Source organism: Asticcacaulis sp. (genome assembly GCA_024707255.1).
In the GTDB taxonomy this organism is placed as follows: Bacteria; Pseudomonadota; Alphaproteobacteria; order Caulobacterales; family Caulobacteraceae; genus Asticcacaulis.
Genome location: JANQAC010000002.1, coordinates 1,282,118 through 1,307,360 on the forward strand (window position 1 = coordinate 1,282,118; position 25,243 = coordinate 1,307,360).

22 protein-coding genes, 2 tRNA genes and 3 pseudogenes are annotated in these 25,243 nt (G+C 57.4%); 11 read left to right on the plus strand and 16 right to left on the minus strand.

Annotated features, from left to right (window positions below; all coding sequences use genetic code 11):
• Positions 1–61 precede the first annotated feature (61 nt).
• The 7 genes from parE to NVV72_17355 form a co-directional block, all read right to left on the minus strand.
• Positions 62–2,128 carry a DNA topoisomerase IV subunit B gene (parE, locus tag NVV72_17325; protein MCR6661004.1) on the minus strand — a complete coding sequence of 689 codons (2,067 nt, stop codon included), beginning with the start codon at positions 2,126–2,128 and terminating at the stop codon, positions 62–64.
• A gap of 126 nt (positions 2,129–2,254) precedes the next feature.
• A complete protein-coding gene (locus NVV72_17330) occupies positions 2,255–2,902 on the minus strand; it encodes a TorF family putative porin (protein MCR6661005.1) in 648 nt (215 codons plus the stop codon).
• Positions 2,903–3,262: 360 nt separating this feature from the next.
• Positions 3,263–3,916 carry a TorF family putative porin gene (locus tag NVV72_17335; protein ID MCR6661006.1) on the minus strand — a complete coding sequence of 218 codons (654 nt, stop codon included), beginning with the start codon at positions 3,914–3,916 and terminating at the stop codon, positions 3,263–3,265.
• Positions 3,917–4,190: 274 nt separating this feature from the next.
• Complete coding sequence (locus tag NVV72_17340) at positions 4,191–5,642, minus strand: ammonium transporter (GenBank protein ID MCR6661007.1); 1,452 nt, start codon at positions 5,640–5,642, stop codon at positions 4,191–4,193.
• A gap of 333 nt (positions 5,643–5,975) precedes the next feature.
• Entirely contained in the window at positions 5,976–7,382 is a 1,407-nt protein-coding gene (gene glnA, locus NVV72_17345; GenBank protein ID MCR6661008.1) for a type I glutamate--ammonia ligase, read from the minus strand.
• 60 nt (positions 7,383–7,442) lie between these two features.
• Positions 7,443–7,781, minus strand: a complete 339-nt coding sequence (locus tag NVV72_17350) for a P-II family nitrogen regulator (protein MCR6661009.1) — start codon at positions 7,779–7,781, stop codon at positions 7,443–7,445.
• A 138-nt stretch (positions 7,782–7,919) separates the two neighbouring features.
• A complete protein-coding gene (locus NVV72_17355) occupies positions 7,920–8,111 on the minus strand; it encodes a hypothetical protein (protein ID MCR6661010.1) in 192 nt (63 codons plus the stop codon).
• A gap of 110 nt (positions 8,112–8,221) precedes the next feature.
• Between NVV72_17355 and NVV72_17360 the strand changes: the two genes are divergently transcribed.
• Together NVV72_17360 and NVV72_17365 are read left to right on the plus strand one after the other, a co-directional pair.
• Positions 8,222–8,306: transfer RNA gene (locus tag NVV72_17360), tRNA-Leu, on the plus strand.
• 93 nt (positions 8,307–8,399) lie between these two features.
• On the plus strand, positions 8,400–9,638 hold the full coding sequence (locus NVV72_17365) for a dicarboxylate/amino acid:cation symporter (protein ID MCR6661011.1): 1,239 nt from the start codon (positions 8,400–8,402) through the stop codon (positions 9,636–9,638).
• On the opposite strand, the gene NVV72_17370 is transcribed toward NVV72_17365, so the two are convergent.
• Positions 9,635–10,408, minus strand: a complete 774-nt coding sequence (locus NVV72_17370; protein ID MCR6661012.1) for a hypothetical protein — start codon at positions 10,406–10,408, stop codon at positions 9,635–9,637. The two genes, NVV72_17365 and NVV72_17370, sit on opposite strands and share 4 nt — an antisense overlap.
• Before the next feature lie 273 nt (positions 10,409–10,681).
• Between NVV72_17370 and tig the strand changes: the two genes are divergently transcribed.
• The 4 genes from tig (at position 10,682) to NVV72_17390 (ending at position 13,731) form a co-directional block, all read left to right on the plus strand.
• Positions 10,682–12,025: a trigger factor gene (gene tig / locus NVV72_17375; GenBank protein ID MCR6661013.1), complete on the plus strand. Its 1,344-nt coding sequence runs from the start codon at positions 10,682–10,684 to the stop codon at positions 12,023–12,025.
• A gap of 134 nt (positions 12,026–12,159) precedes the next feature.
• The gene (locus NVV72_17380) at positions 12,160–12,681 is read left to right on the plus strand and encodes a DUF2059 domain-containing protein (protein MCR6661014.1); all 522 of its coding nucleotides are present in this window, start codon (positions 12,160–12,162) and stop codon (positions 12,679–12,681) included.
• Between the two features lie 65 nt (positions 12,682–12,746).
• Positions 12,747–12,962 carry a hypothetical protein gene (locus NVV72_17385; GenBank protein MCR6661015.1) on the plus strand — a complete coding sequence of 72 codons (216 nt, stop codon included), beginning with the start codon at positions 12,747–12,749 and terminating at the stop codon, positions 12,960–12,962.
• 136 nt (positions 12,963–13,098) lie between these two features.
• On the plus strand, positions 13,099–13,731 hold the full coding sequence (locus NVV72_17390) for an ATP-dependent Clp protease proteolytic subunit (protein ID MCR6661016.1): 633 nt from the start codon (positions 13,099–13,101) through the stop codon (positions 13,729–13,731).
• Positions 13,732–13,790: 59 nt separating this feature from the next.
• Here the strand turns inward: NVV72_17390 and NVV72_17395 are convergent, their stop codons facing one another.
• The gene (locus NVV72_17395) at positions 13,791–14,390 is read right to left on the minus strand and encodes an HAD-IB family hydrolase (protein ID MCR6661017.1); all 600 of its coding nucleotides are present in this window, start codon (positions 14,388–14,390) and stop codon (positions 13,791–13,793) included.
• A gap of 339 nt (positions 14,391–14,729) precedes the next feature.
• Here NVV72_17395 and clpX point away from each other — a divergent pair, with 339 nt between their 5' ends.
• Together clpX and lon are read left to right on the plus strand one after the other, a co-directional pair.
• Positions 14,730–15,989 (plus strand): ATP-dependent Clp protease ATP-binding subunit ClpX, encoded by a 1,260-nt coding sequence (clpX, locus tag NVV72_17400; protein MCR6661018.1) that lies wholly within the window; start codon positions 14,730–14,732, stop codon positions 15,987–15,989.
• A 409-nt stretch (positions 15,990–16,398) separates the two neighbouring features.
• The gene (lon, locus tag NVV72_17405; protein ID MCR6661019.1) at positions 16,399–18,792 is read left to right on the plus strand and encodes an endopeptidase La; all 2,394 of its coding nucleotides are present in this window, start codon (positions 16,399–16,401) and stop codon (positions 18,790–18,792) included.
• 76 nt (positions 18,793–18,868) lie between these two features.
• On the opposite strand, the gene NVV72_17410 is transcribed toward lon, so the two are convergent.
• The gene (locus NVV72_17410; protein ID MCR6661020.1) at positions 18,869–19,060 is read right to left on the minus strand and encodes a hypothetical protein; all 192 of its coding nucleotides are present in this window, start codon (positions 19,058–19,060) and stop codon (positions 18,869–18,871) included.
• Positions 19,061–19,191: 131 nt separating this feature from the next.
• Between NVV72_17410 and NVV72_17415 the strand changes: the two genes are divergently transcribed.
• Positions 19,192–19,467, plus strand: a complete 276-nt coding sequence (locus NVV72_17415; protein ID MCR6661021.1) for an HU family DNA-binding protein — start codon at positions 19,192–19,194, stop codon at positions 19,465–19,467.
• 136 nt (positions 19,468–19,603) lie between these two features.
• Positions 19,604–19,679, plus strand: a tRNA-Val gene (locus tag NVV72_17420).
• 24 nt (positions 19,680–19,703) lie between these two features.
• Here NVV72_17420 and NVV72_17425 read toward each other — a convergent pair.
• Positions 19,704–20,300, minus strand: a complete 597-nt coding sequence (locus NVV72_17425; protein ID MCR6661022.1) for a cation transporter — start codon at positions 20,298–20,300, stop codon at positions 19,704–19,706.
• A gap of 126 nt (positions 20,301–20,426) precedes the next feature.
• Positions 20,427–21,446: an IS30 family transposase gene (locus NVV72_17430; GenBank protein MCR6661023.1), complete on the minus strand. Its 1,020-nt coding sequence runs from the start codon at positions 21,444–21,446 to the stop codon at positions 20,427–20,429.
• A 260-nt stretch (positions 21,447–21,706) separates the two neighbouring features.
• On the opposite strand from NVV72_17430, the gene NVV72_17435 reads away from it, so the two are divergent.
• On the plus strand, positions 21,707–21,940 hold the full coding sequence (locus NVV72_17435; protein ID MCR6661024.1) for a hypothetical protein: 234 nt from the start codon (positions 21,707–21,709) through the stop codon (positions 21,938–21,940).
• 8 nt (positions 21,941–21,948) lie between these two features.
• Here the strand turns inward: NVV72_17435 and NVV72_17440 are convergent.
• From NVV72_17440 to tmk, 4 genes and pseudogenes are all read right to left on the minus strand, one after another.
• A pseudogene (locus NVV72_17440) lies at positions 21,949–22,753 on the minus strand (MBL fold metallo-hydrolase).
• Positions 22,753–23,542 (minus strand): annotated as a pseudogene (locus tag NVV72_17445) (TatD family hydrolase). The pseudogenes NVV72_17440 and NVV72_17445 overlap by 1 nt, the downstream one beginning before the upstream one ends.
• A 15-nt stretch (positions 23,543–23,557) precedes the next feature.
• Entirely contained in the window at positions 23,558–24,550 is a 993-nt protein-coding gene (locus tag NVV72_17450; protein ID MCR6661025.1) for a DNA polymerase III subunit delta', read from the minus strand.
• Positions 24,550–25,219 (minus strand): annotated as a pseudogene (tmk, locus tag NVV72_17455) (dTMP kinase). The gene NVV72_17450 and the pseudogene tmk overlap by 1 nt, the downstream one beginning before the upstream one ends.
• Positions 25,220–25,243 lie beyond the last annotated feature (24 nt).

The following is a 25,243-nucleotide window of genomic DNA, read 5'->3' on the forward strand; positions in this document are numbered from 1 at the left end:
AACCGGATATTTCGGCTCGCGCGTGTCTGATACCAGAAATTACAGTAAATAACAGGCTTTTTTAAACATCCAGGTCGTCGGCGACAAACTCGGCATGATCCTGGATGTAACGGAAGCGCAGTTCCGGCTTGCGGCCCATGAGGGTCTCGACCAGGTCTTCGACATCTTCCTCATCATGGGGCAGGGTAACGCGGGCAAGAGTCCGCGTCTTTGGATCCATGGTGGTTTCCTTGAGCTGGGCCGGCATCATTTCACCCAGGCCCTTGAAGCGGCCGATTTCCGGTTTCTTGCCTTTGAAGTGCTTTGCCAGGATTTCGGCACGATGCGCGTCGTCCTTGGCGTAATGCGTTTCCTTGCCATGGCTGATTCGATAAAGCGGCGGCATGGCCAGGAAGAGATTGCCGTTGCGGATCATGTTGGGCATGGTCCGGTAGAAATATGTGATCAGCAGGCTGGCAATGTGAGCGCCGTCAACATCGGCATCGGTCATGATAATAATGCGCTCGTAACGCAGATCCTCTTCCTTGAACCGGGCGCCGGGCTGAACACCCAGCGCCAGGCCGAGGTCAGACAGTTCCACATTGGCGCGGGCTTTTTCACCGGTCGCCGAGGCCACGTTCAGGATCTTTCCGCGGAGGGGCAGGATGGCCTGGGTATTGCGGTTGCGGCCCTGCTTGGCGGAGCCGCCGGCCGAATCACCTTCGACGATGAACAGTTCAGTGCCCACAGCGTCCTGGCGGGCGCAATCGGCCAGCTTGCCCGGCAGGCGCAGCTTGCGCGTAGCGGAGGCACGCGCCACTTCCTTGTCCTTGCGGCGCTTCAGACGCTCCTCGGCGCGCTCGACGATAAATTGCAGGATGCGGTCAGCCTGCTTGGGGGATGAGGTCAGCCAGTGATCGAACGGATCAGCCAGGGCTTTTTCCACCAGGCGTTGGGCGTCGCTGGACGACAGACGATCCTTGGTCTGGCCCTGGAATTCCGGGTTGCGGATAAAAACCGAGATGACGATCCCCGCCTGCGCCGCCACGTCCTCTGCCGTAATCAGGCCGCCGCGCTTATCGCCGGTCATTTCGGCATAAGCCTTCAGCGATCGGGTAAGGGCGGCGCGCAGGCCGGCCTCGTGCGTACCACCATCGGGCGTCGGGATGGTATTACAATAGCTCTGGCAGAAACCGTCATGTTCGCCGAAACCGGCACCGGACCACACCACGGCCCATTCCACCGCGCCAGCCTCGCCTTTACGCTCGACGCGGCCAGAGAAAATATCGCCCAGGGTTTCGGTATCCTTGACACGCTCGGCCAGGTAATCCGCCAGGCCGTTCGGGAAATAGAATTTATCCTCGGCCGGTGTCTGGTCGTGGATCAGTTCTGGTGCGCATTTCCAGAAAATCTGTACGCCGCGGAAGAGGTACGCCTTGGCCTTGGCCATGCGGTATACGCGCGCCGGCTTGAAACGGGCCTCAGGCCCAAAGATTTCCGGATCGGGCAGGAATCGTTCCAGAGTGCCCTTCTTCTTTGAGGGGCCGACCTGAATGACATCGGTCAGCTTATGTCCCTTGGAGAAGTTCTGCTGCCATTCGTAACCATCGCGCCAGACAGTCACTTCCAGCTTTTCGGACAGGGCGTTGACCACCGAAATACCGACACCATGCAGCCCGCCGGAGGTTTCATACGCCTTTCCGGAGAACTTGCCGCCGGAATGCAACATGGTCAGGACGACTTCGAGCGCCGACTTGCCGGGATATTTCGGGTGCGGATCAACCGGAATGCCCCGGCCATCGTCGCGGACGCTTAAGTACCCGTCCTTGTCCAGCTCCACCCAGATCGCCTTGGCGTGACCAGCTACAGCCTCGTCCATGGCGTTATCAAGCACCTCGGCAAAGAGGTGGTGAAGCGCTTTTTCATCTGTGCCGCCGATATACATGCCGGGGCGCTTGCGGACAGGCTCCAGACCTTCAAGCACCTCGATGCTTGAAGCGCCATAACCGGGATCTACCGTGACCGGCGCGTGCTGTTTGGCAGCCGCAGGCGTGGTCCGGGCAGCGGGCGCCGGGGCTTCCGGTGATGGCGAGGCGGGCTTTTCAGGCTCATCCCCAAAAAGCGAGGATTGCGGGATATTGGACGTCATAACTTTAACATGGGGTGATTCGGCTCTCAGTCATAAAGAGGCAACAAGCAACCCACAATTAAAAAAGGCCGCGAACCCAAAGGTTCGCGGCCAGCTATTTCTTTGCCCTTGGTCAGGCTTAGAATTTTAGAACGACGCCTTGATGGTGGCGGCGAAGGTCGAAGGTTGCTTCGACGCGTCGGCCCAGCGCAGGTCAAGACCCAGGGTGTCATTGATGGCGTAGGTGACACCGATATTCTTGGTGGTGTAGCCGTACAGCTCGTAATTGCCCAGGGCGCCCGAAACCGACCACTTGTCGGTCAGCGGATACGACGCGTTAACTTCGTAATACGGATCTTCCAAGCCGTCGGTGTCGAGGTACATGGCGGCGCCGATCGTGCCCTTGCCCATCGGATGGTTGACGGCGGCCTTCAGCTCGCTGATCACGTCACCGCCGGAGGACGGGTAGGTGTAAGCAACCACGCCGAAGTCGAAGTTGAAATTGCCGGCCGAAGGCGTCAGGCCCATATACAGGTCGAGTTCGGTATCGGCATTGCCGTCGCCGTAAGGGAAGTCAACGTTCGAGGCCCAGGCGCCTGCATAGAAGATGCCCTTCGAGTAGTCGATGCCGCCTTGCAGGGCCGCGTTGTTGTCGGTTTGGGTGACACCGCGCCAGACATAGTTGCTGGTCACAGCGATATTGTAGCTCAGGTGACCGGCATCGTCTTGAGCCATTGCAGCCCCGCCGGCGAAAAGTGCGCTGATGGCAACAGCGGCGACAAGAGTCTTTTTCATGATCATATCCCAGTTCAGTGGTTGGCGCCGGTTCGTAATGGCCGGCTCAGGAGGATTTGGTGTGTGACGGTAAAACCGAAGTTAATGTAGCAAGTTTTTGGGGCGAGCAAAGTCCCCCAATGTCATTTAGCAACGCTTTGATGTATATTTACAACGTTTGTTTCAATGGCTTAATGCGCCCCGGCCGTACTTGAAACCACGCGTGATGACATTGATTTTCAGCCGGTTTTATTTGCCGCGGCGGCGGTCGTCATAATTATGAAATTAAAAAGTCAAATAAATCATATAGTAGCAAGGGTAACCGTATCGCGGTGCAAAAGGTGAGGGCCGCGTCCGGAAACGCGGCCCTCTGTTACCAGCTTAGAAAGCAGCCTTAAGCGTGACGGCGAGACGGGCCGCCGACGGCTTGATCACTTCCGGAATGTTGGTGTCGGACGCGCGAACATCGACCGAGAAGACCGGGGTGATGGCATAGGTCAGACCGAGGTTTTCGGTCGTGTACTTGAAGCCAGCGGTCTTTTGTTCACCAACGGCGCCCGAAACGCTGAGCTTGCTGGTCAGCGGGTAGGAACCGTTGATTTCATAATACTCGGTATCATCAACATCGGTGTTATAGAAATAGGCGGCGCCGATGGTGCCCTTGTAGAACGGGTGGCTGACGGCGGCCTTCAGTTCGGTCGAATCAAGGGTATCGTCATTGTAGTTATAGTAGATGGCGCCCAGATCGAAGGTGAAGTCCTTATAGACCGGCTTGATGCCGGCATAGAGATCGAGTTCGTAGTCGGCGAAATCGACATTGGACGCCCAGGCGCCGGCGTAGAACAGGCCGTGCGAATAGTCGATACCGCCCTGGATGGCCGGATCGCCTGCCGTCTGGCTGACACCGCGGAAAACGTAATCGCTGGTGGCGGCAACGTTATAGCTGAGAGTGCCGCCAGCGAATTCAGTGGCGGAAGCCGAACCGGCGATGACGGCAGCGGCGATGGCCGTAGTGGCCAGGAGCATATTTTTCATTATTGTGTCCTCAGATTGAGTTTGTGTGCCAAACCCCATCCGAAGCGTTTCCCGCGCCAGTTATGGTAAAATATTGCGGCGCGGAATCAGATTACATTTTTATGACAGTCACTCCAACACCTGTGATTACAAAACACACGCCTGTGGCATATTTGCATTGAATGCGGTCAAAAGGTGGCAAAAAAATTAATTGCAACAAGGCTGTGGATAAAAAACGGAGCGCTCCATAAAGGGGCGCTCCGTCTCTTTTGTGCAACTGATTAAAAATGGTAGCTTAGTGATCCATGACTTCGTCATGAAGCGAGGCATCAAGGCCGGCTTCTTCCTGATCGGCCGTCACGCGGAGACCCGTCGTGAACTTGCAGATGATCAGGATGACGAGAGTGCCAAGGGCGGACCAGCCGATGGTGACGCCCAGGCCGATCAACTGCTTCACGACCGTGGCACCTTCGGCCAGGGAGTTTACCGTGGTGTCGGCAAACAGACCCGTCAGGATGGCGCCCAGGAAACCGCCGGCACCATGGATGCCGAAAGCGTCGAGGGAATCATCGTAGCCAAGCAGCTTCTTCATCCAGGTGGCCGAGACGTAGCAGACCGGACCGGCGACCGCACCGATGATCATGGCGCCCGTCGGATTGACGAAACCACAGGCCGGGGTAATGGCGACCAGGCCGGCGACCAGGCCGGATAGGATGCCGATCAGCGACGGCTTGCCGCGGAAGATCCATTCGACGACCTTCCAGGTCAGGCCGGCGGCGCAGGTGGCCAGCAGGGTGTTGAGCAGGGCCACCGAGGCGACTGCATCGCCCGTCCATTCCGAACCGGCATTGAAGCCGATCCAGCCAACGAACAGCAGGGACGCGCCGATCAGGACGAAGATCGGGTTGTTGGCGGGCATTGATTCCGTGCCGTAGCCCTTGCGGCGGCCGAGGAAGAGGGCCGCCACCAGACCGGCGACACCGGCATTGACGTGAACGACCGCGCCACCGGCGAAGTCCTTGACGCCCAGGGTGCCGAGGAAGCCACCACCCCAGACCATGTGACAGATCGGGGCGTAGACCAGGATGGACCACAGAGCCATGAAGAGGATCAGGCCGGAGAACTTGACGCGCTCAGCAAACGCACCCGTGATCAGGGCAGGCGTGATGATGGCAAAGGTCATCTGGTAGGAAATCCATGTGTATTCCGGCACCGAGGCTGTAGCCATGTAGGCCGTATTCGGCGTGACGTGGCTGAGCATGGCCGTATCGAAGCCGCCGAAGTATTGGTTCAGCAGTTCGCCACTGAAACCAAACAGGTCGGTGGCGGTGCCGAACGACATGCTGTAGCCGACAACGTACCACAGGACCGCAACAACGGCCGTGACGCTGACCGACTGGGTGACGGTGGCAATGACGTTCTTGCGGCGGACCATACCACCGTAGAAGAGGGCGAGGCCCGGCAGGGTCATCATCAGCACCATGGCGGTGGAGAAGATGAGGTAGGTGGTGTCGGCCTGGCTGAGTGCCAGTTCTTTCTGCGACGCCAGCAGGGCGGGCGCCGGAGCGGCTTCAGAAGTCGCTTCCGAAGCCGCGGTTGATTCCGCAGCGGAGGCCGCATCGGAGGTTACGGCTTCAGCAGAGGCCGCGGCCGACTCCTGAGCCAGAGCGAAACTGGCGACGGGTGCCGCCAGCAGAAGAGTCGCCGCCGCGGCGATGACTTTCGAGAGTTTGATCCACGTTTTCAAAGTATCCCCCTTGGATAGCGGATATTGCACCTGCTCACAGTGCCGTGACTGCAAACTATCGCAAGTGCTTTATGGAGCGGATCAGGGGAGAAGGGGGTGCACGTGCCGCCTTGCGTCATTTATGTGTCGGAATGCAGCTAAATAGCGTGAAAACAAAGAGTTTTTGTTCGGTTTCATTTGCAATTATAATGATATCATATGAAACTATAAAATGTAATACAATAGAACCCGATCTCGGCCTTGCCGTTTCAATTGTGCGGCGCAAAGAAAACAGGCCGCTCCTTTACGGAACGGCCTGTTGTGAAATTCATGTCCTGGGACAGGAAATTCAGCTTAGCACTTGTAATACATCTCGAATTCGATCGGGTGCGGACGCAGTTCGAGGTTCATCACTTCTTCCATCTTCAGTTCGATGTAGGAGTCGATGAAGTCGTCGTCCATCACGCCGCCCTTCTTGAGGAAGGCGCGATCCTTGTCGAGGTTCTCCAGGGCTTCACGCAGGCTGCCACAGACTTCCGGGATGTTCTTTTGCTCTTGCGGCGGCAGATCATACAGGTTCTTGTCGGCCGGCGCGCCCGGATCGAGGCGGTTTTCGATACCGTCAAGACCGGCCATCAACAGGGCGGTGAAGGTTAGGTAAGGGTTGCCCATCGGATCCGGGAAGCGGGCTTCCAGGCGCTTGCCCTTCGGCGACGACACCCACGGAATACGGATCGAGGCGGAACGGTTGCGGGCCGAATAGGCCAGCTTGACCGGGGCTTCATAACCCGGAACCAGGCGCTTGTAGCTGTTGGTCGTCGAGTTGGAGAAGGCGTTGATCGCCTTGGCGTGCTTGATAATGCCGCCGATGTACCACAGGCAGAGATCCGACAGGCCGGCATACTTGTCGCCGGCGAAGAGCGGCTTGCCGTCCTTCCAGATCGACTGGTGGACGTGCATACCCGAACCGTTATCACCGAACATCGGCTTGGCCATGAAGGTCACCGACTTGCCGTAGGCATGGGCGACGTTCTGGACGACGTACTTGTAGAGCTGGGTACGGTCGGCCATGGTCAACATGTCCGAGAACTTCAGGCCGAGCTCGTGCTGGGCCGGCGCCACTTCATGGTGGTGCTTTTCCGGTTCCATGCCCAGTTCGCCCATGATCGACAGCATTTCGCCGCGGATGTCCTGAGCCGAATCGACCGGGTTGACGGGGAAGTAACCGCCCTTAGGCCCAGGGCGATGGCCCATATTACCTTCCGGATAGACCTTGGCCGAGTTGTGCGGCAGTTCGGTCGAGTCGAAGGCGTAGCCGGTGTTGTCCGGCGTGATCGACCAGCGGACGTCATCGAACATGAAGAATTCGGCTTCCGGGCCGAAATAAACCGTGTCACCGACGCCGGCCGACTGCGTATAGGCCAGGGCCTTCTTGGCGATCGAGCGCGGATCGCGGTTGTAAGGCTCGTTTGTGTCGGGATTTACAACGTCGCAGAACATGAACAGGGTGGTCTGCTGATAGAACGGGTCGATATAGGCTGTGTTCAGGTCAGGGCGCAGCTTCATGTCGGATTCGTTGATCGCCTTCCAGCCGGCAATCGAGGAACCATCGAACATGGTGCCGTCATCGAGGAAATCTTCGTCGACGAGGTCGATGTCGAAGGTCACGTGTTGCATTTTGCCGCGCACATCGGTGAAACGCACGTCAACATACTTGACGTCCTTTTCCTTGATGAGCTTGAGAATATCTGCAGATGTCATATTTGACGCCCCATTAAGCCTGTAATTAATAAAGTGGGGGAGACGAAACGCCGGCGTTGGTTAAACCGCCTGCGGCCCGGACTCTCCGGTTCTGATGCGGACGACGTCGAGGACATCGCTCACAAAAATCTTGCCGTCACCAATCTTTCCCGTGCGGGCCGCCGTCTGGATGGCTTCCAGGGCAGCCGGTGCGAGGTCGTCGGCAACAACCAGTTCGATCTTGATCTTCGGCAGAAAATCAACAACGTATTCGGCCCCTCGGTAGAGTTCCGAGTGGCCTTTCTGGCGGCCATATCCCTTGGCCTCCAGCACGGTCATGCCTTGTACGCCGATTTCCTGAAGGGCTTCCTTCACTTCGTCGAGCTTAAAGGGTTTGATGACGGCTTCTATCTTTTTCATGAGCTATCCATAAAACTGTAGACCGTTCAGCCCCGTAACTTGTTTGCATTGCGCAAGAATGCAAGCTCATTTCCGGCGAGCGATCTCACATGGCTGTAAAACTTGCTTACGATGCGTGAACGGTGGGTGCCGCAGCCTTTAGCGGCTGGCGGCGTGGAATTCAAAAGGAAAATGCGTTTTAGCGCGATTTGCGCGCTTATAAAGAGAAAATTTACCCGACTCGGCGGGCTGTCCCCTAAATTGGCGAAAATACGTTTCCACTGCAATTATTTTGGCGGATTGCAGATGCAAAATCGCTGTCCGGTCGTCTGAATTGACGCGGCGCAGCATTATAGGCTTCGTGATTCATTTTCATGACACTTGACTGAGGCTGCGCTTTGGGTCAGACAGCGCCCCCTCGGACCTGCGTCCTCTGGCGTCCGATATTCAAGCTGGCACATGCGGATGTGGCGGAACTGGTAGACGCACTGGGTTTAGGTTCCAGCGCTGCAAGGCGTGGAGGTTCGAGTCCTCTCATCCGCACCAGCATTTATTGACACTCGTTGAATTTGAAACAGGGGTGGCGCAATGGTCGTGCCTCGGCTAGTGTCGGCGCCTGATACCGCTTAGGGGCCGTGCATGAAGTCGAAATTCGCGTTGTTCATTCTTTTCGCCATGATCGCCGGCGTCGGCGCCGGCTGGGCCAGTCACGAATATCTGGCCGCCGAAAATCTGGCGACGGCGACCACGATCTTCGGCCTGCTGACCAAGATTTTCATCACCCTAATCAAGATGATCATCGCGCCCCTGGTTCTCTTCACCCTGATCGCCGGCATCGGCCACATGGAAGACGCGGCCTCCGTCGGGCGTGTAGGCATCAAGGCGCTGGCCTGGTTTCTGCTGATGTCGATTGTCTCGCTGGTCATAGGCATTCTGATGGTCGAATGGCTGAAGCCCGGCGTCGGCATGAGCCTGCAAGTGGCGGGTGAAGCGATCAAGGTGCCATCGACCGAAGGCTTCACCATCGAGAAGTTTATCGAGCACCTGATCCCGTCCTCGATCATCAAGGCGATGGCCGATAACGAAATCCTGCAAATCGTCATCTTCGCGGTGTTCGTCGGCACGGCCATATCCATGCTGGAAAAGAAGTCGCCGCGCGTCATGGAACTGGCCGAGGAAGCCTCGGCCATCATGCTGAAGGTGACTGAGATCGTCATGAAATTCGCGCCATTTGCCATCTTTGGCGCTTTGGCTAAGACGGTGAGTGAGCAGGGGCTGCCGATCCTCGTTACCTACGCCAAGTTCATGGCCGGGTTCTATGGCGCCATGGGCGTGCTTTGGGCGTTGCTGATCGTCATTGGCTTCCTGTTCCTCGGCGGCCGGATGCTGCGGGTGCTGGGCGTTATCCGCGAACCGACCCTGCTGGCCTTTTCGACCGCCAGTTCCGAAGCCGCCTATCCGAAATTGCTGGCCGGCCTGCCGACGGTCGGGATTTCACGCAAGATCGTGTCGTTCGTCCTGCCGCTCGGCTATTCGTTCAATCTCGACGGCTCTATGATCTACTGCACCTTCGCCACCCTGTTCATCGCCCAGGCATATGGCGTCCATTTTACCACGGCCCAGATCATCATGATGCTGTTCCTGCTGCTGATTACCTCCAAAGGCATTGCCGGGGTGCCGCGCGCTTCGCTGGTGGTCATCATGGCGACCCTGGCCTATTTCGGCCTGCCGGCGGAATGGATCGCGCTTGTGCTGGGTGTCGATCACCTGCTCGATATGGGGCGTTCGGCCACCAATGTGCTGGGCAACAGCGTCGCCTCGGCGGTTATTGCCAAGTGGGAAAAGCAGCTTGATGTCGAAGAGCCGTTAAAACTTTAAGTGCTCTTGTCGAAGTGGGGTTCCGGCGGTGGCGCGGCCGTAAAGTGATAGAGTGGCTTGTTGAGGGATCGTGGCGACAGGCTGTCGCGGTCCACCCACTGCGTCGCCTGCATCTGCCATTTGCCAGCGGCGTCCTTTCCGATATCTGCCTTAAAATAGAAGGCGAAACTGTCATAGGGATTTGAACCGTTAGGCCCTTCATTGTGCCAGCAGGTGGCGGTAAAATGCGTGGCGTCCTGCCAGACCATGGTGGTGCAGTGGGCCGGAAATATCACCACATCGCGGATATGCGGCCAGTCAGCGAGGGTGAGCGAACCTTGTGTCAGGTCAGCACGGTCGAAGCCCGAAGCCAAAACGCGGCCATCGGGTGAGGCGGAGGCTTCCTCGCGGACCACATATTTGTCGCTGTTGGGCAGGACTAGATAGGTGTTTTCAGAGTTGGCGAAATGGCAGGTAACGCCGGCCACCGGGTATAGCTCTCCATCCTTGCCGCGCAGCTTCATCACACCGGTCAGGAAGTAGCGCTGGCAGCCCTTTGGATCATTCGTGTAGGTGGTGACCGCTTCTCCCTTGTGGAAAATCGTCAGTTCGCGGTCATTGCGCAGGGCCAGGCCGGGATTGGCGTCTATCAGCGCCGCTTCCACCGCTATGGTGCGCTTTTCCTGTTCCGATCCTTCGAAGGTGGGATCGACACCTTCGGCACGTTGTGGCGGCGCCTTGTGGCAGCCAGCCAGAGTGAAGATAAGGACGAATGAAAGAATAAGACGCAAACGAACCTCCCTGATTGCGTGGCAAACCTGAACGGAATTTTGCAAAAAATCAGGCTGGAACGCGCAGGCGGGGAGGTTGGCCGCTATAACCATTAAAATTCCCACACGAGCCGACATTTCCCCGACATAAACGTTGACCTCGCCCGCAATCATGCCATAAGGGCACATCTTTTGGCGCCCAGGCTCAAGCAGGGGCGCTTTGTCGCTATTATTAACCGCCCGTGCGGGCCTGACGCGAGGTCAGGGGCCAAACCGGCATAAGGTAACTGATCGATGCAAGTCGTTGAAAAACTGAATGAAGGCCTGAGCCGCGTCCTCGAAGTCACTATCGCCAAGGGCGATCTGACGCAAAAGCTGGACGCCAGGATCGCGGAAATCACCCCCAAGATGAATATCAAGGGCTTCCGTCCGGGCAAGGTGCCGCAGGCCCACGTCCGCAAGATGTACGGCAAGGAACTGATGGGCGAAATCATTCAGGAAACCCTGAACGCCACGACCGAGCAGGCGATGAAGGATGCCAATATACGCCCCGCCAGCCAGCCCGAACTGAAGCCGATCGGCGACATCGAAGGCGTGATCGACGGCAAATCCGACCTGGCCTATGAAATCGCCGTCGAAATGATGCCGATTTTCACGCCGATCGAACCGGCCTCGATCGAACTGACCCGCCCGGTCTATGAGCCGACCGACGCTGATATCGACGAGGCCCTGAAGACCGTTGTCGCCGGCTCGAAGCAGTTCGAAGCCAAAACCGGCAAGTCGGTCAAGGCCGCTGACGGCGACAAGCTGATTATCGATTTCGTCGGCAAGCTGGGTGATGAAGTGTTTGAAGGCGGTTCGGCCGAAGGCGCTGAACTGATCATCGGTTCGGGGCAGTTCATTCCGGGCTTCGAAGAGCAACTGATCGGCGCCAAGAAGGGCGAAGTGAAGACGCTCAACGTCACTTTCCCCGAAAACTATGGCGCGAAGAACCTGGCTGGCAAGGCCGCGACCTTCGAGACCACCGTTCAGGACATCCTGGCGCCGAAAGAAGGCGAAGCCGATGACGAACTGGCCAAGAGCCTCGGTCTGGAAAGCCTGCAAGCCCTGAAGGACATTCTGAAGACGCAACTGCAACAGCAGTACGGCCAGGCGTCGCGCTTCAAGATGAAGCGCGCCCTGCTGGACGTGCTTGACGAAAAGCACAGCTTCGAACTGCCGAAGCGTATGCTGGAAGCCGAATTCAACGGCATCTGGCAGCAGGTCGAGCAGGACAAGGCCAATGGTCAGCTCGCCGAGGAAGATGCCGGCAAGTCCGAGCAGGAACTGAAGGACGAGTATATGAAAATCGCCGAGCGCCGCGTGCGTCTGGGCCTCGTGCTCGCCGAAATCGGCACCCGCCAGAACGTCCAGGTCACTGACCAGGAAGTCAACCAGGCCATCATGCAGGAAGCCCGCAACTATCCGGGCCAGGAGCGCCAGGTGTTCGAGTTCTACACCAAGAACCCCGGCGCCGCCGCTCAGATCCGCGCGCCCATCTACGAAGAGAAGGTTTGCGACCTGATCTTCTCGCTGGCCAAGGTCACCGACACGCCGATCAGCAAGGAAGACCTGCTGAAGGAAGAGGAAGAAGCCTAAGCTTTCGACTTGCAAGCGAATTAAGAAGAGGCTCCGGAAAGGGGCCTCTTTTTTATGTCTAGCCTCTGGTCAGCCGCGTAATCTGTGAGATAAAGGGGCTGCGCCGGGCTCAGCCGGCTTAGGGGGAAACTTCCATGCGTAAGACACTTATCGCGCTCGTAAGCGGCGCCATGCTCATTGCCATGCCGGCCATCTGCCAGGCCCAGGCGGCCGAACCGGCGCCGCCTGCGGAAAAAATCGCTCTGGTGAAACGGTATTTCAACGCCATTCATTTCGAGCAGATGATGACGGGAGTCGTTAACCAGATAACGCCGGCCATGATGGCCCAGGTCCGTAAGTCGCATCCGGAACTGACCGATACCGAATTCCAGGCGGCGACCGACGCCATTACGGAAAGCACCGGCGATTTCATCAAGAAGATGACCGACGCCTCGATACCGGTTTATGCTGATATCTTCACGGTCGAGGAACTCACGAAGATGGATGAGTTCTATGAAACACCTATTGGGCAATCGATCATGGCGAAGGTGCCGGAAGCCTCGCAAAAACTCATGCCGACCGTCATGGCCCTGATGCCCGACTTCCAGGCCGATGTACAAAAGCGCCTGTGCGCCAAGATCGACTGCTCGGCGAAAAAGACCGACAAGCCGGCTTGATATAATCCGCTTTGAATTTTGATGCCCGGCTGAGACATGCTGTCTTCCCGAAACAGGAGGACAGCATGTCGACAGCCAGACAAGCCACGAATAAACCCAGTGCCGATAAACGCGCGGCGCGGACGGATGCGGCCCATCGCTCCCAATGCGATGATCCGGCGGAAGGTGGTAATATTCAGGAGGGGCGACTGCCCAAATCGCAGTCCGGGCGCCCGCACAGGCAGGGGCAGGGCGTGGATGAGACAGGCAAGGACAGCAAGGCGCCACATACGGTTCGGTAGTGACGCGATCGCCACTTGAAATCCTGTGGGTAAATTGCCAAGTTGAGTCCCGGCTGGGACGCATCCACTTACGGTTAAGAACTTTAGCCCTATATCTGCGGTCAGCTTCGATATTTATTCCAGATAAGGATTCGTGATGCGCGACCCCGTAGACCACCTGACCATGAACCTTGTGCCCATGGTCGTCGAGCAATCCAGCCGGGGAGAGCGTTCCTACGACATCTTCTCGCGTATGCTGAAAGAACGCATCATCTTCCTGACCGGTCCGTTTGAAGACGGCATGGCCAGCCTGATCTGCGCCCAGCTCCTGTTCCTTGAGTCGGAAAACCCGAAGAAGGAAATCTCGATGTACATCAATTCGCCCGGCGGTCAGGTGACCTCCGCCCTGGCGATCTACGATACGATGCAATACATCAAGTCGCCGGTTTCGACCGTCTGCATGGGCATGGCCGCTTCGGCCGGCTCGCTCATCCTGCAGGCCGGTGAAGCCGGTCAGCGTATCTCGCTACCGAACTCGAAGATCATGGTCCACCAGCCTTCGGGCGGTGCGCGTGGTATGGCTTCGGATATCGAAATCCAGGCCGAGGACATGCGCAAGACCAAGAAGCTGCTCAACGAAATTTACGTCAAGCACACCGGCCAGTCTTACGACACCATCGAAAAGACCCTGGACCGCGACCGTTACATGACGGCCGAGGAAGCCAAGGAATTCGGCCTGATCGACCACGTATATGAAAAGCGTGCCGATGCCGAAAAGGAAGCGTCGTAAGTCTTACGACTTTTGAAATGCAAGCGGGCGTCCGGAGCGATCCGGGCGCCCGCTTTCGTTCATGGCTTCTGTGTGAAAACGCGGTAGTGGCCCTGACGCGCCGCCGCCAGCATTTCGGTATCGCCCGCGGTATCGCCATAGGCGGCTTCGAGATCGAGCGCGTCGCCGAAAGCTTCGCGCAGGCGCGACATCTTTTCCTCGCCCCGGCAGTTCAATCCGGTCAGTTCAGGCAGCAATGTGCCGCGTTCGGAGAATTTCAGCCGTGTGCCGATAACGCGATCAGCACCGATCAGCCGCCCAAAAGGACCGACCAGCAGTTCCGGCGAGGCGGTGACGATGACGCGCAGGCGATCCGGCTGGTCATGCGTCTGCCAGGCGACCAGAGCATCTGGCCGAAACAGACCCTTGCCGGTTTTGGTGACGAATGCCTTGACCAGAATTTCAAGCTCCCTTTGAGATATATCGCCTAACAGGCTGTGTAATAAGCGTGCTTTCAGGGCGCCGCGATCCCTCGTTTTCGCATAATCGATCAGCATATGCGGCCGGAACGCAAGCGCACTTGCCATCTGCAAGCTACCCTTGGTGGCTTGCAGAAAGGCGATAAAACTGTCCTTGCAGGTCAGGGTGCCGTCAAAATCGAAGGCGATTATCTTTTTCACATCGGGCGTGGCCTTTGCGCCGCGCTTTGCGGAACCTGCGGTTTTTCCAGCGATTTTTTTCAACATAAGCGGTAAAAACTTTCAAAGACAGCCCGCATGGCTTTCAATATCTATCTCTTATCCCATATAAAGATAGTTAAGCGAGACGTAGCGCGTGTTGGCCGGTTGAGGCGTGGTCTAAACTGTGCATAAATACGTATCGATACGTTGGATATAAGGGGTATCTGTGCCAAAATCAGCCTTTGTTAAGGGCTGCGGCTATAGGATACCCTGTAATTTGGGCCGGCGACTCATGTTATGCGAGTCGTTCAGCGCCGGCCACTTGAGGTGAAGAAGCATATGACCAAAGCCGCGACGGGCGACAGCAAAAGCACTCTGTATTGTTCTTTCTGCGGAAAGAGCCAGCATGAAGTGCGCAAACTTATTGCCGGCCCCACCGTGTTTATCTGCGATGAATGCGTTGAGCTGTGCATGGACATTATCCGCGAAGAGCACAAGATCGCCTTCGTGAAATCGAAGGACGGTGTCCCGACGCCGAAGGAAATCCGCGAAGTACTCGATGATTATGTCATCGGCCAGAGCCAGGCGAAGAAGGTTTTGTCGGTCGCGGTTCACAACCACTACAAGCGCCTCAATCACGCCCAGAAGGGCAATGATGTCGAGCTGGCTAAGTCGAACATCATGCTGATCGGCCCGACCGGTTCCGGCAAGACCCTGCTGGCCCAGACACTGGCCCGCATTATCGACGTGCCGTTCACCATGGCCGACGCCACCACGCTGACCGAAGCCGGTTATGTCGGTGAAGACGTCGAGAACATCATCCTGAAGCTGCTGCAGGCCGCTGATTATAATGTCGAACGCGCCCAGCGCGGCATCGTCTATATCGACGAAGTCGACAAGATTTCGCGTAAAAGCGACAATCCCTCGATCACCCGCGACGTGTCGGGCGAAGGCGTCCAGCAGGCGCTGCTCAAGATTATGGAAGGTACGGTCGCCTCTGTGCCGCCACAGGGTGGCCGCAAGCATCCGCAGCAGGAATTCCTGCAGGTGGATACGACCAACATCCTGTTCATCTGCGGCGGCGCTTTCGCTGGCCTGGAAAAGATCATTTCCGGCCGCGGTAAGGGCACCTCGATCGGTTTCGGTGCTTCGGTAAAGGATCCGGAAGATCGCCGCACCGGTGAAATCCTGCGCAATGTCGAGCCGGATGACCTGATGAAGTTCGGCCTGATCCCGGAATTTATCGGCCGTCTGCCGGTTTTGGCCACCCTGGAAGACCTTGACGAAGTGACCCTGGTCAAGATTTTGACCGAGCCGAAGAACGCCCTGATCAAGCAGTATCAGCGCCTGTTCGAAATGGAAAACGTCACGCTGAACTTCACCGAAGAGGCTCTGCTGGGCGTTGCCCGTCGTGCCATTCAGCGCAAGACCGGCGCGCGCGGCCTGCGGTCTATCCTCGAAGGCATCCTGCTGGAGACCATGTACGAACTGCCGACCATGCAGGGCGTCGAGGAAGTGGTCATCAATGGCGAAGTCATTGAAGAGCGCGCCCAGCCGCTGCTGATCTATGCTGAAAAACGTTCCGGCGGCGCGGCTTGATCTACGCTGATGGGCTGCAACCCGTCATCCGGATGCGATGCGGTGCTCACGTATAAATATACGCTCCGCTCCGCGTCTCGTCGGCTAACGCGTTTCGCCACATCATCGTAGCCAGGCTTACAGCGATAAAATATAGACGCGGTTCCAGAGACGGGACCGCGTTTTCGTTTAATATGCCTGTTACACTCCCATTTATGGGTGCAGGGTCCGTGACCCTGCCGTGACCCTGTCTTGAATCTGCGATAATCTATCCCACATTCAGTTCAAGGCGCCTGATCGGGGCGATGAGGGGACTTATCCCCCGCATATTCCCGCAAATGACGCGTTTTATTTTAAGACTCGGTTGAGCGTGAGAGCCTGAGGTTTAGACTAAGGCATCCGGCGGCATTGAGTCTGTGAAGGAGTACCCATGCTAGATGTATTGACCATCCCTGTGCTGCCATTGCGCGATATCGTGGTGTTCCCGCACATGGTCGTGCCCTTGTTTGTCGGCCGTGAGAAATCCGTGCAGGCGCTGGACGAGGTCATGAAGGGCGACAAGCAGATCCTGCTCGCCACGCAGAAAAATTCCGGTGATGACGATCCCGATGTGGACGCCATCTATGAAATCGGCGTGCTGGCCAATGTGCTGCAACTGCTGAAACTGCCAGACGGCACAGTGAAGGTGCTGGTTGAGGGCAAGACGCGTGCGCGCATCAAGCGCTTCGTCTCAACTGATGCCTATTATGAAGCCGAAGCCTATCCGCTGGAGGCGCAACTGGCTGAGGGGCCCGATGCCGAAGCGTTGCAACGCGCCGTGGCAGAGCAGTTTGAGAACTATATCAAGCTCAACAAGAAGATTCCGCCGGAATCGCTCAACGCCATCGCCGAGATTACCGACGCCGATATCCTTGCTGATTCCATCGCCGCGCATCTGGTCGTCAAGATCCAGGACAAGCAGGCTCTGCTGGAACAGCTTTCAGTCAGCAAGCGACTGGAAAAGATCTATGCCCTGATGGAAGGCGAAATCTCCGTCCTTCAGGTCGAGAAGAAGATCCGCTCGCGCGTCAAGCGCCAGATGGAGAAGACCCAGCGCGAATATTACCTGAATGAGCAGATGAAGGCCATTCAGCGCGAACTCGGCGAACAGGACGAGGGCAAGGACGAACTGGCCGATCTCGAAAAGAAGATCAAAGGGACCAAGCTGTCCAAGGAAGCTCGCACCAAGGCCATGGCCGAGCTGAACAAGCTGCGCCACATGAGCCCGATGAGCGCGGAAAGTACCGTCGTGCGCAACTATCTCGACTGGCTGCTGTCCATACCCTGGGGCGCCGCCAAGCCTAAGGCAATCGACCTGCAAAAGGCCGAGGATATCCTCGAAGCCGATCACTATGGCCTGGAAAAAGTCAAGGAACGCATCCTTGAACACCTGGCCGTGCAGGCGCGTATGGGCACTTTGAAAGGCCCGATCCTGTGCCTCGTCGGTCCTCCGGGCGTCGGCAAGACCTCGCTGGGCAAGAGCATTGCGAAAGCGACCGGCCGTGAGTTCGTGCGTATCAGCCTGGGTGGCGTGCGCGATGAATCGGAAATCCGAGGTCACCGCCGGACCTATATCGGCTCCATGCCGGGCAAGATCATCCAGAACATGAAGAAGGTGAAATCCACCAACGCCTTCTTCCTGCTCGACGAAATCGACAAGATGGGTAATGACTGGCGTGGCGATCCCGCGTCGGCCCTGCTCGAAGTGCTCGACCCCGCGCAAAACTCGACCTTCGCCGATCACTATCTTGAAGTCGATTACGACTTGTCGAAGATCATGTTCGTCACTACGGCCAACAGCCTGAACATGCCGCAGCCTCTGCTCGACCGGATGGAGATCATCCGTATCCCCGGCTATACCGAGGATGAAAAGGTCGAGATCGCCAAGCGTCACGTCCTGCCCAACCTGATGAAGGAACATGGCCTGACGGCGGAAGAGTTCGTGGTGCCGGAAGCGGCGATCCGTGACATCATCCGCTATTACACCCGTGAAGCCGGCGTCCGTTCTCTGGAACGCGAACTGGGCAATCTGGCACGCAAAACGATCCGTGACCTAGCCCGAGAAAAGGTCGCATCGATCACCATCGATGACGAACGCCTTGCCAAATATGCCGGCGTCAAGAAGTTCCACTATGGCGCCACGGACGAGGTCGATCAGGTCGGCATCGTCACAGGCCTGGCCTGGACGGAATTTGGCGGGGATATCCTCACCATCGAAGCCATCAAGATGCCGGGCAAGGGCCTGATGAAGGTCACTGGCAATTTGAAAGACGTTATGAAGGAATCCGTTTCGGCGGCCAATTCCTACGTCAAGGCGCTGGCGCCGAAGTTCGGCATCCTGCCGCCGGTCTTCGACAAGACAGATGTCCACGTCCACGTTCCGGAAGGTGCCACGCCGAAAGATGGTCCATCGGCCGGTGTCGCCATGGCGGTGGCCATGGTCTCCGTGCTTACCGGTATTCCGGTGCGCAAGGATCTGGCCATGACAGGGGAAATCACCCTGCGCGGCCGTGTCCTGCCGATCGGTGGCCTGAAGGAAAAGCTGTTGGCGGCCCTGCGCTCCGGCATCAAGACCGTGCTGATCCCGAAGGAAAACGAGAAGGATCTGATCGATCTGCCGGCCAATGTGAAATCCGGACTGGAGATTATTGCGGTATCTTTGGTGGAAGAGGCGCTTAAGCACGCGCTGACCAAGCCACTGACCCCGGTGGAATGGATCGAGCCGGTGATCGCCGCCACGGCGGTTACACCAGCAGATGATGCGGATGCCGCCACGGCGCATTAACGAGCACTCACGAGCCTTAAAAGACGCTCTGCCGGCACCTGTCGGCAGGGCTTGTTTTTGGCCGTAATAAACCGCGTTACGCAGGGCAGGGGGCGCCGGATACCGAAAGAATCAGTTCCCTTATCCACAAGGCATTTGCGTTAATTTCCATAAAAAAACTGTACTGCCTGGTTTCATTTTCTCCCACAGGCTGGGGATAGGTCTTCAAAAGGGCGTGAAAACGCTCAAACCCTTTAAAAAACACGGTTTGCACCGCAATAAACGGCATTTATTGCTTTGACGGGCGTACGTTTTTGTAGTCTCTATCGGCTTCACCCGTTAACGACTCACGGTTTGAGCCGGCAGCGTTAGAGGGTAAGCTTAGCAACTGACCCCAAGACGGGTAAGGGAGAGAGATTTATGACGAAAGCTGAACTCGTGGCCGCCATTGCCGATCAGGCCGGTCTGACCAAGGATCAAGCCAAGAAGGCGCTCGACGCTTTCACCGACAGTGTTGTGGCCGCCCTGAAGAAGAATGACGATGTGCGCCTCGTGGGCTTCGGCACCTTCCTCGCCGTCAAGCGCGAAGCCGGCACCGCCCGCAATCCGCGCACCGGCGAAACCGTCCAGCGTCCGGCTTCGGTCACGGCGCGTTTCCGCGTCGGTGAGGGCCTCAAGGGCGCCCTGAACGGCTAATGCATCCGGTCCTTTGCTGGACCGTTTCGCACGATATATGAGAGGCGTTTTCGTATTTGGTGAATTAAATCATCGGATACGGAAACGCCTCTTGACTTATGGGGACAGGCTTGGCACATCGAACGCTTCATGGAAGGGGCGATTAGCTCAGCTGGCAGAGCGGCTCGTTTACACCGAGTAGGTCGGCGGTTCGATCCCGTCATCGCCCACCAGGCTTTCCCGCATTTATGTGATCTTTAAGGCTCAGTGCCGCACTTGTGCTCATTCCGGGCGGCCTGCCAGATTTCCCTGGCAGCGTCCAGGTTCATCCAGGCTACGCCAAAACCGACGATAAGGTCCGGCCAGGCGGAGGGCCACACCAGGGTTAGGGCGCCGGCGCCCATAATGGCAAAATTGGCAACCGCGTCGTTTCTGGCCGACAGAAAAGCCGCCTTGGTCAGGCTGCCTTTGTGATGTCTGTACTTCGCCAGCAGAAAGGCGCAGCCCAGATTGACTACCAAGGCGCCCAGGCCTGTAGCAGACAGGAGCCACGGCGCAGGTGGCGTAAAGGTGTGGAACTTAGCCCACGCCGTCCATAGAAAAGCCACCGCAGGAAAGAGCAGAACCAGGGCCAGCACCATGCCGGTGCGTGCGCGCAACTGCGCGGACCATCCCAGGGCCAGGGCTATGAGGAAATTGACCGAAGCGTCCTCGAAGAAATCGGCGCTGTCGGCAAACAGCGAGACAGAGCCGATCTTCTGCGCCATGAAGAATTCAATGACGAAATAGGCCAGGTTGGCGATCGCCACGATTATAACGGCGGTCCTGACAGCCTTGGTATGCATGTCATTCATTCCCGTGATCCGCAAATTTGAATTTCAGCAGTTGGCGGATTGGCGCGAGGAATGTCAACACCAAGGAGCGAACATCTGCCGTAAAGCCAGGCGGGTTCTAATCGAAGTGCGAAGTCCGGTTTCGGACTAGCAGGCTTTTCTGATTTGAGCCAGTTCGGCGTTGAAAACTTCGGCCGGCGTTCGGTATCCCAGGCACTGACGGGGCGTATTGTTCATCCGCAGAGCAATAGAGGACAGGGCCGCATCCTCGAGTCTTTTCAGATCAGTCTCGAGCGGCAAATAGCGGCGCAATCTCCCATTCGCGTTCTCGACGGAACCCTTTTGATAGGGTGAGGCCGTGTCGCAAAAGTAGCTTCTGATACCCAACGACTGATGCAGCGTTTTCCACGCCATGAACTCGGTTCCACGGTCGAAAGTGACTGACTGGCGGCCCTGAGATGGGAGAGGGCGTAATTGCTCCTGGATGGCGCCTAAGACACCTAACGAGTGGCGATCCTTATTGCGGATGACGACTTGGTAACGGCTTTTGCGCTCGATCAGACTGGTGATGTTTGCCTTTCCGAAGTCGCGTCGGAAAATCACCAGATCGGCCTCCCAATGTCCAAAAGTCTCGCGATTAGCAATGTCTTCAGGTCTTTGTTTTATGTTACAATACAAAGGGATATGTGACCCTCTTGGCTTGCGGCCACGGAGGCCACGCCGAGTTCTACGCCGGCGGGCGAGCAGGGTGTAAAGCGCCATCTCACGGTTGCTGCGATCGTAGATAAAGCGATAGATCGTCTCTGAACAGACGCGGCCGAACCTGGATTTACCCACAGGGTGAAGCTTGAGACGACCGGCGATTTGTTCAGGTGACCAGTGCTGCTCAAGTCTCTCTATGATGTGCACACGCAACTCGAGATCACGCTCCAGCTTGCGCCGTTTAAAACGCCGCTTGCGCGCGAACTCGGTTGCGTTCCATGCAAACCATCCAGAGTATTGCGGGCATTCTCTATCGTGAAAATAATTGCGCCGAATTTCGCGATAAAGCGTCGAATGGTGGCGGCCGAGCATCTTGGCGATCTGCGTGAGTGGAATTTTGCGATCGAGCAGTTTGTAGATTGTCTGACGTTCTTCCTTCGTCAGATGGGTGTAAGAATGGCCCATAATGGTCTCTCAAGAAGCGGTTGATTTTATGGATCATTCGCTCTTCAAAATAGAGTCCACCCGGCTACAATAAAATATCGCATAATAAATATTATGGGAAATTTATTGCCATGTACAGCTAATGGAGATTCATTTTAAGCCCTTATGTCATCCTTATGCGCCGGCCGAATCTTAAGCACATACACTTTATCTGCAAGCCAATAGCCTGACTCTGCCAGCGCTTATCCGCGCTAAGTTTTGCGTTTGTATGGAGTCTTATCATGGCCACCACGATCTCAGCTCACTTTGAACCGACCACCGACAATTTTGGTCGCCTGACGCTCAAGGCGCATCGTAATGTCCAGGCGCTGCCGCAAAATCTTCTGATCGTCCTGGCATTTTTCAGCGTGCTTATTCTGGCATTGACGGGTCTGGCCCTGGCCGACAGCGCCATCTTCGAGCCTCATCACGCTGGCACGACCTATTATGGTGGCGTTCCGCTCGATTACGACTGATCATTCACTTAAAGTGAAACCTTAACTTCCATCTGGTCATAGGCAGGCTCTACGCCGGCCGGCAGAATTGCTTTAAGCGCCTTATAATCCATATCCTGATGCAGATTGGTCAATATGGCACTCTCTGGCCTGACCCGCGCAATCCACCCCAGCGTCTTCTCCAGATGGGAATGGGTCGGATGCGGCTTGTAACGCAAGGCGTCCACGATCCATACTTTCAGCCCCTGCAGAGCCTCAAAGCTCTCTTCCGACATATCCGACACATCACTGGAATAGGCTATGTCGCCCATCCGGTAACCGACGGACCGGATAGGTCCGTGAGCCTGATCGAAGGTGATGACCGGCAGATCACCGCCCTCGCCGGAAATTGACCACGCCTGACCGTGCGCCGGCAGGCGACGCGGCTCGCATACCGGCGGATAGCCGAGATTTCCTTCAAAGACATAGCCAAAACGCCGGGTCAGGGTCGCATAGGTCGCTTCATCCATATAGCCGTCTATCGGCCTGCCGCGGGCGAAGGTAAAAGCACGCATATCGTCCAGGCCATGCGTCTGGTCGGCATGGTCGTGCGTCCACAGGATGGCATCGATATGCGGCACGGCAGCCCGGATCATCTGTTCGCGGAAATCCGGTGCCGTATCGATCACCACTGATGTCAGGCCGGCACCATCCGAGAGACCAAACCAGGCCGAACAGCGCGAGCGCCGGTTTTTCGGATCTCGTCGGATCACAGGCGCCCCAATAGCCATCGACGCGCGGTACGCCTGTCGAGCAACCAGATCCCAATATCCTGACTGTCAGGGTTTTGGCCATCAGCGGGGTATCCGGTCGAACAGGCCGAAGAAGGCATCGTGCGTGCGCGCCCCTCACCTCGTCGAGGCTCCAGCCGCGGATTTCTCCCAGCTTGTCATAGACATGCGTCACGAAGGCCGGTTCATTGCGGCGGCCGCGCATCGGAATGGGCGCCAGGTAAGGGCAATCGGTTTCGATGATGATTTTATCGGCAGGCATGTCCTTGATAATATCACGCACATCCTGCGCCTGTTTGAAGGTGGCAATACCGGAGACGGAGAACCAGGCGCCCATTTCCGCGCAGGTTTTGGCCAGTTCGGCGCCGCTGGTATAGCAGTGGAGCAGCAGCTTGAACGGTCCTTCGGCGTGGGCTTCCGTCAGGATCTGCCCCATGACGTCGTCGGCCTCGCGTGTATGGACCACCAGCGGCAGGCCGCTTTCACGCGCGGCGGCAGTATGGACTTTAAAAACCTGCGCCTGGATGTCGCGCGGGCTGAAATCATAATGGAAATCAAGACCGCATTCGCCGATCCCGACCACTTTCGGGCGCTCGGCCAGGTCCAGCAGGGTTTGTACACTCAATTCGGGATTTTCACGCGCTTCGTGCGGATGCGTGCCGACCGTTGCCCAGATATCTGCATTATCCGCAGCAACCTTATAAACAGCATCGAAATTGGATACGCGATCGCAGATATTGACCATCAGATCCACGCCGGCAGAACGCGCACGGGCGATTACCTCCGTCTGGTCCTCGGCGAACTGCGGGGCGTGCAGATTGACGTGTGAATCAATGTAACGATAGTCGGTCACTGCTGATATATTACCTTAGGAAAGCGTCGCCAGTTCATTGTAAACAGACCAGAAATAGTCACCGCGATCCAGGTTGACACCCTCAACCTCGCCGACCGCCTGATTGAGACGCGACCACAGTTGCGAATAATTTTGCCCCTTTTGCGGCGTATCCGTGCTGAGGGCCCGCTCATGGAGGCGATCAGTCAGGCACATCATGAAGGTGGCGAACTTGCGCGCGCCGTCGTTCTTTGCTGAAGACGATTTGAACATGGCGGCGACCTGCATCAGTTCGGCGCGCGGCGGCAGCGGTTTTTCCAGCAGCTTGCCGGCGAAGGCATCCATCTCCAGAGCCCCCTCCTCCATCAGGCTCAACGCCCGGCCCGGCGCGCCATGCGCCAGCCGGACCAGCCGGCCAATGGCTTCTTCATCGATATCGGCACGTTTGCGGAGAAACGACTCTACCGCCTGATCGGTCCAGGGAATGAAGGTCAGACGGCGGCAGCGCGAACGGATGGTCGGCAGCAAACGGCCGGGCGAATGCGAGATCAGGAAGAGAATGCCCTTATGCGGCGGTTCCTCAAGAATCTTCAATAAGGCATTGGCGGAATTGATATTCAGGTCATCAACCGAGTCGATAATGCACACCCGATAGGCCGAACGCGACGGCGCTTTCGAGAAGAATTCTCCGATCTCGCGTACGGCATCGACGCTGATATTCTTCTTCAGCTTGCTCTCGCCCATTTCGCGTTCGAGCACGAGAAGATCGGGATGCGAACCGGCAGTAATGAGGCGGACATCGGCATCTTCCGGCGACATGCCGAGCGTCCCATAGCGCGGATCGCGGTCATGTCCCATCAGGAAACGGGCGCAACGAAAGGCAAAGCTCGCCTTGCCCAAGCCTTGCGGGCCGCACAGCAGCCAGGCGTGATGCAGCCGGTTTTTCTGGTAGGCCGAGGCAAACGCCTGGTCCGGTCCTTCTGCCTGCTCGAAGGCAAAACTCTCGCGCGGATGGGTCAACTCGGCCATCAGGCGCCCCGTAATTCAGGAAATGTTGACTGCACAAGGCCCCAGATATCGGTCGCTATCGGCTCAATACCGCGGTCGGCATCAATAACGCGATAGCGTTCCGGCACCTGACCGGCGCGGGCCAGAAAGCCGGCGCGCAGGCGTTCGTGAAAAACAAGCCCCTTCGATTCAAAGCGATTTTCGGCATCGCCACGTGACTCGGCGCGCTTGAGCCCCGCCTCGACCGGCATATCCATTACCAGCACCAGATCCGGCTGAGTGGGCCCCACCACAACGACATCCACCTGCTCGATAAAGGCCGGCGCCACGCCGCCGCCGGCGCCCTGATAGGCGCGCGACGAATCGGCAAAGCGGTCGCAAACCACCCAGGCGCCGCGTTGCAGAGCCGGCCGGATGACCTTTTCCAGATGATCGGCGCGGGCGGCATACATCATCAAAAAGCTCGCTGACCGGCGACCAGCGGGTGGCGTCGCCGCGCACCAGCAGGTCACGCAGGGCTTCGGCACCCTGAGAGCCGCCGGGTTCGCGCGTCTGCACCACTTCGAGGCCGAGCGCGCGCAGTTTCGCCACCAGGGCCTTGACCTGGGTGGATTTGCCGGCGCCCTCACCGCCTTCAAAGGTGATGAAACGGCCGCTGTGATGTGCTGGATGTTCGGATGATGTGTTCACGCAGCGAGATAGACCGTCTTTTGG

Bases quoted from the DNA above. Each gene is read 5' to 3' on its own strand.
- parE (MCR6661004.1), bottom strand. From the start codon at position 2,128: ATGACGTCCAATATCCCGCAATCCTCGCTTTTTGGGGATGAGCCTGAA.
- NVV72_17330 (MCR6661005.1), bottom strand. From the start codon at position 2,902: ATGAAAAAGACTCTTGTCGCCGCTGTTGCCATCAGCGCACTTTTCGCC.
- NVV72_17335 (MCR6661006.1), bottom strand. From the start codon at position 3,916: ATGAAAAATATGCTCCTGGCCACTACGGCCATCGCCGCTGCCGTCATC.
- glnA (MCR6661008.1), bottom strand. From the start codon at position 7,382: ATGACATCTGCAGATATTCTCAAGCTCATCAAGGAAAAGGACGTCAAG.
- NVV72_17350 (MCR6661009.1), bottom strand. From the start codon at position 7,781: ATGAAAAAGATAGAAGCCGTCATCAAACCCTTTAAGCTCGACGAAGTG.
- NVV72_17355 (MCR6661010.1), bottom strand. From the start codon at position 8,111: ATGCTGCGCCGCGTCAATTCAGACGACCGGACAGCGATTTTGCATCTG.
- NVV72_17365 (MCR6661011.1), top strand. From the start codon at position 8,400: ATGAAGTCGAAATTCGCGTTGTTCATTCTTTTCGCCATGATCGCCGGC.
- tig (MCR6661013.1), top strand. From the start codon at position 10,682: ATGCAAGTCGTTGAAAAACTGAATGAAGGCCTGAGCCGCGTCCTCGAA.
- NVV72_17380 (MCR6661014.1), top strand. From the start codon at position 12,160: ATGCGTAAGACACTTATCGCGCTCGTAAGCGGCGCCATGCTCATTGCC.
- NVV72_17385 (MCR6661015.1), top strand. From the start codon at position 12,747: ATGTCGACAGCCAGACAAGCCACGAATAAACCCAGTGCCGATAAACGC.
- NVV72_17390 (MCR6661016.1), top strand. From the start codon at position 13,099: ATGCGCGACCCCGTAGACCACCTGACCATGAACCTTGTGCCCATGGTC.
- clpX (MCR6661018.1), top strand. From the start codon at position 14,730: ATGACCAAAGCCGCGACGGGCGACAGCAAAAGCACTCTGTATTGTTCT.
- lon (MCR6661019.1), top strand. From the start codon at position 16,399: ATGCTAGATGTATTGACCATCCCTGTGCTGCCATTGCGCGATATCGTG.
- NVV72_17410 (MCR6661020.1), bottom strand. From the start codon at position 19,060: ATGCCGTTTATTGCGGTGCAAACCGTGTTTTTTAAAGGGTTTGAGCGT.
- NVV72_17415 (MCR6661021.1), top strand. From the start codon at position 19,192: ATGACGAAAGCTGAACTCGTGGCCGCCATTGCCGATCAGGCCGGTCTG.
- NVV72_17425 (MCR6661022.1), bottom strand. From the start codon at position 20,300: ATGAATGACATGCATACCAAGGCTGTCAGGACCGCCGTTATAATCGTG.
- NVV72_17430 (MCR6661023.1), bottom strand. From the start codon at position 21,446: ATGGGCCATTCTTACACCCATCTGACGAAGGAAGAACGTCAGACAATC.
- NVV72_17435 (MCR6661024.1), top strand. From the start codon at position 21,707: ATGGCCACCACGATCTCAGCTCACTTTGAACCGACCACCGACAATTTT.
- NVV72_17450 (MCR6661025.1), bottom strand. From the start codon at position 24,550: ATGGCCGAGTTGACCCATCCGCGCGAGAGTTTTGCCTTCGAGCAGGCA.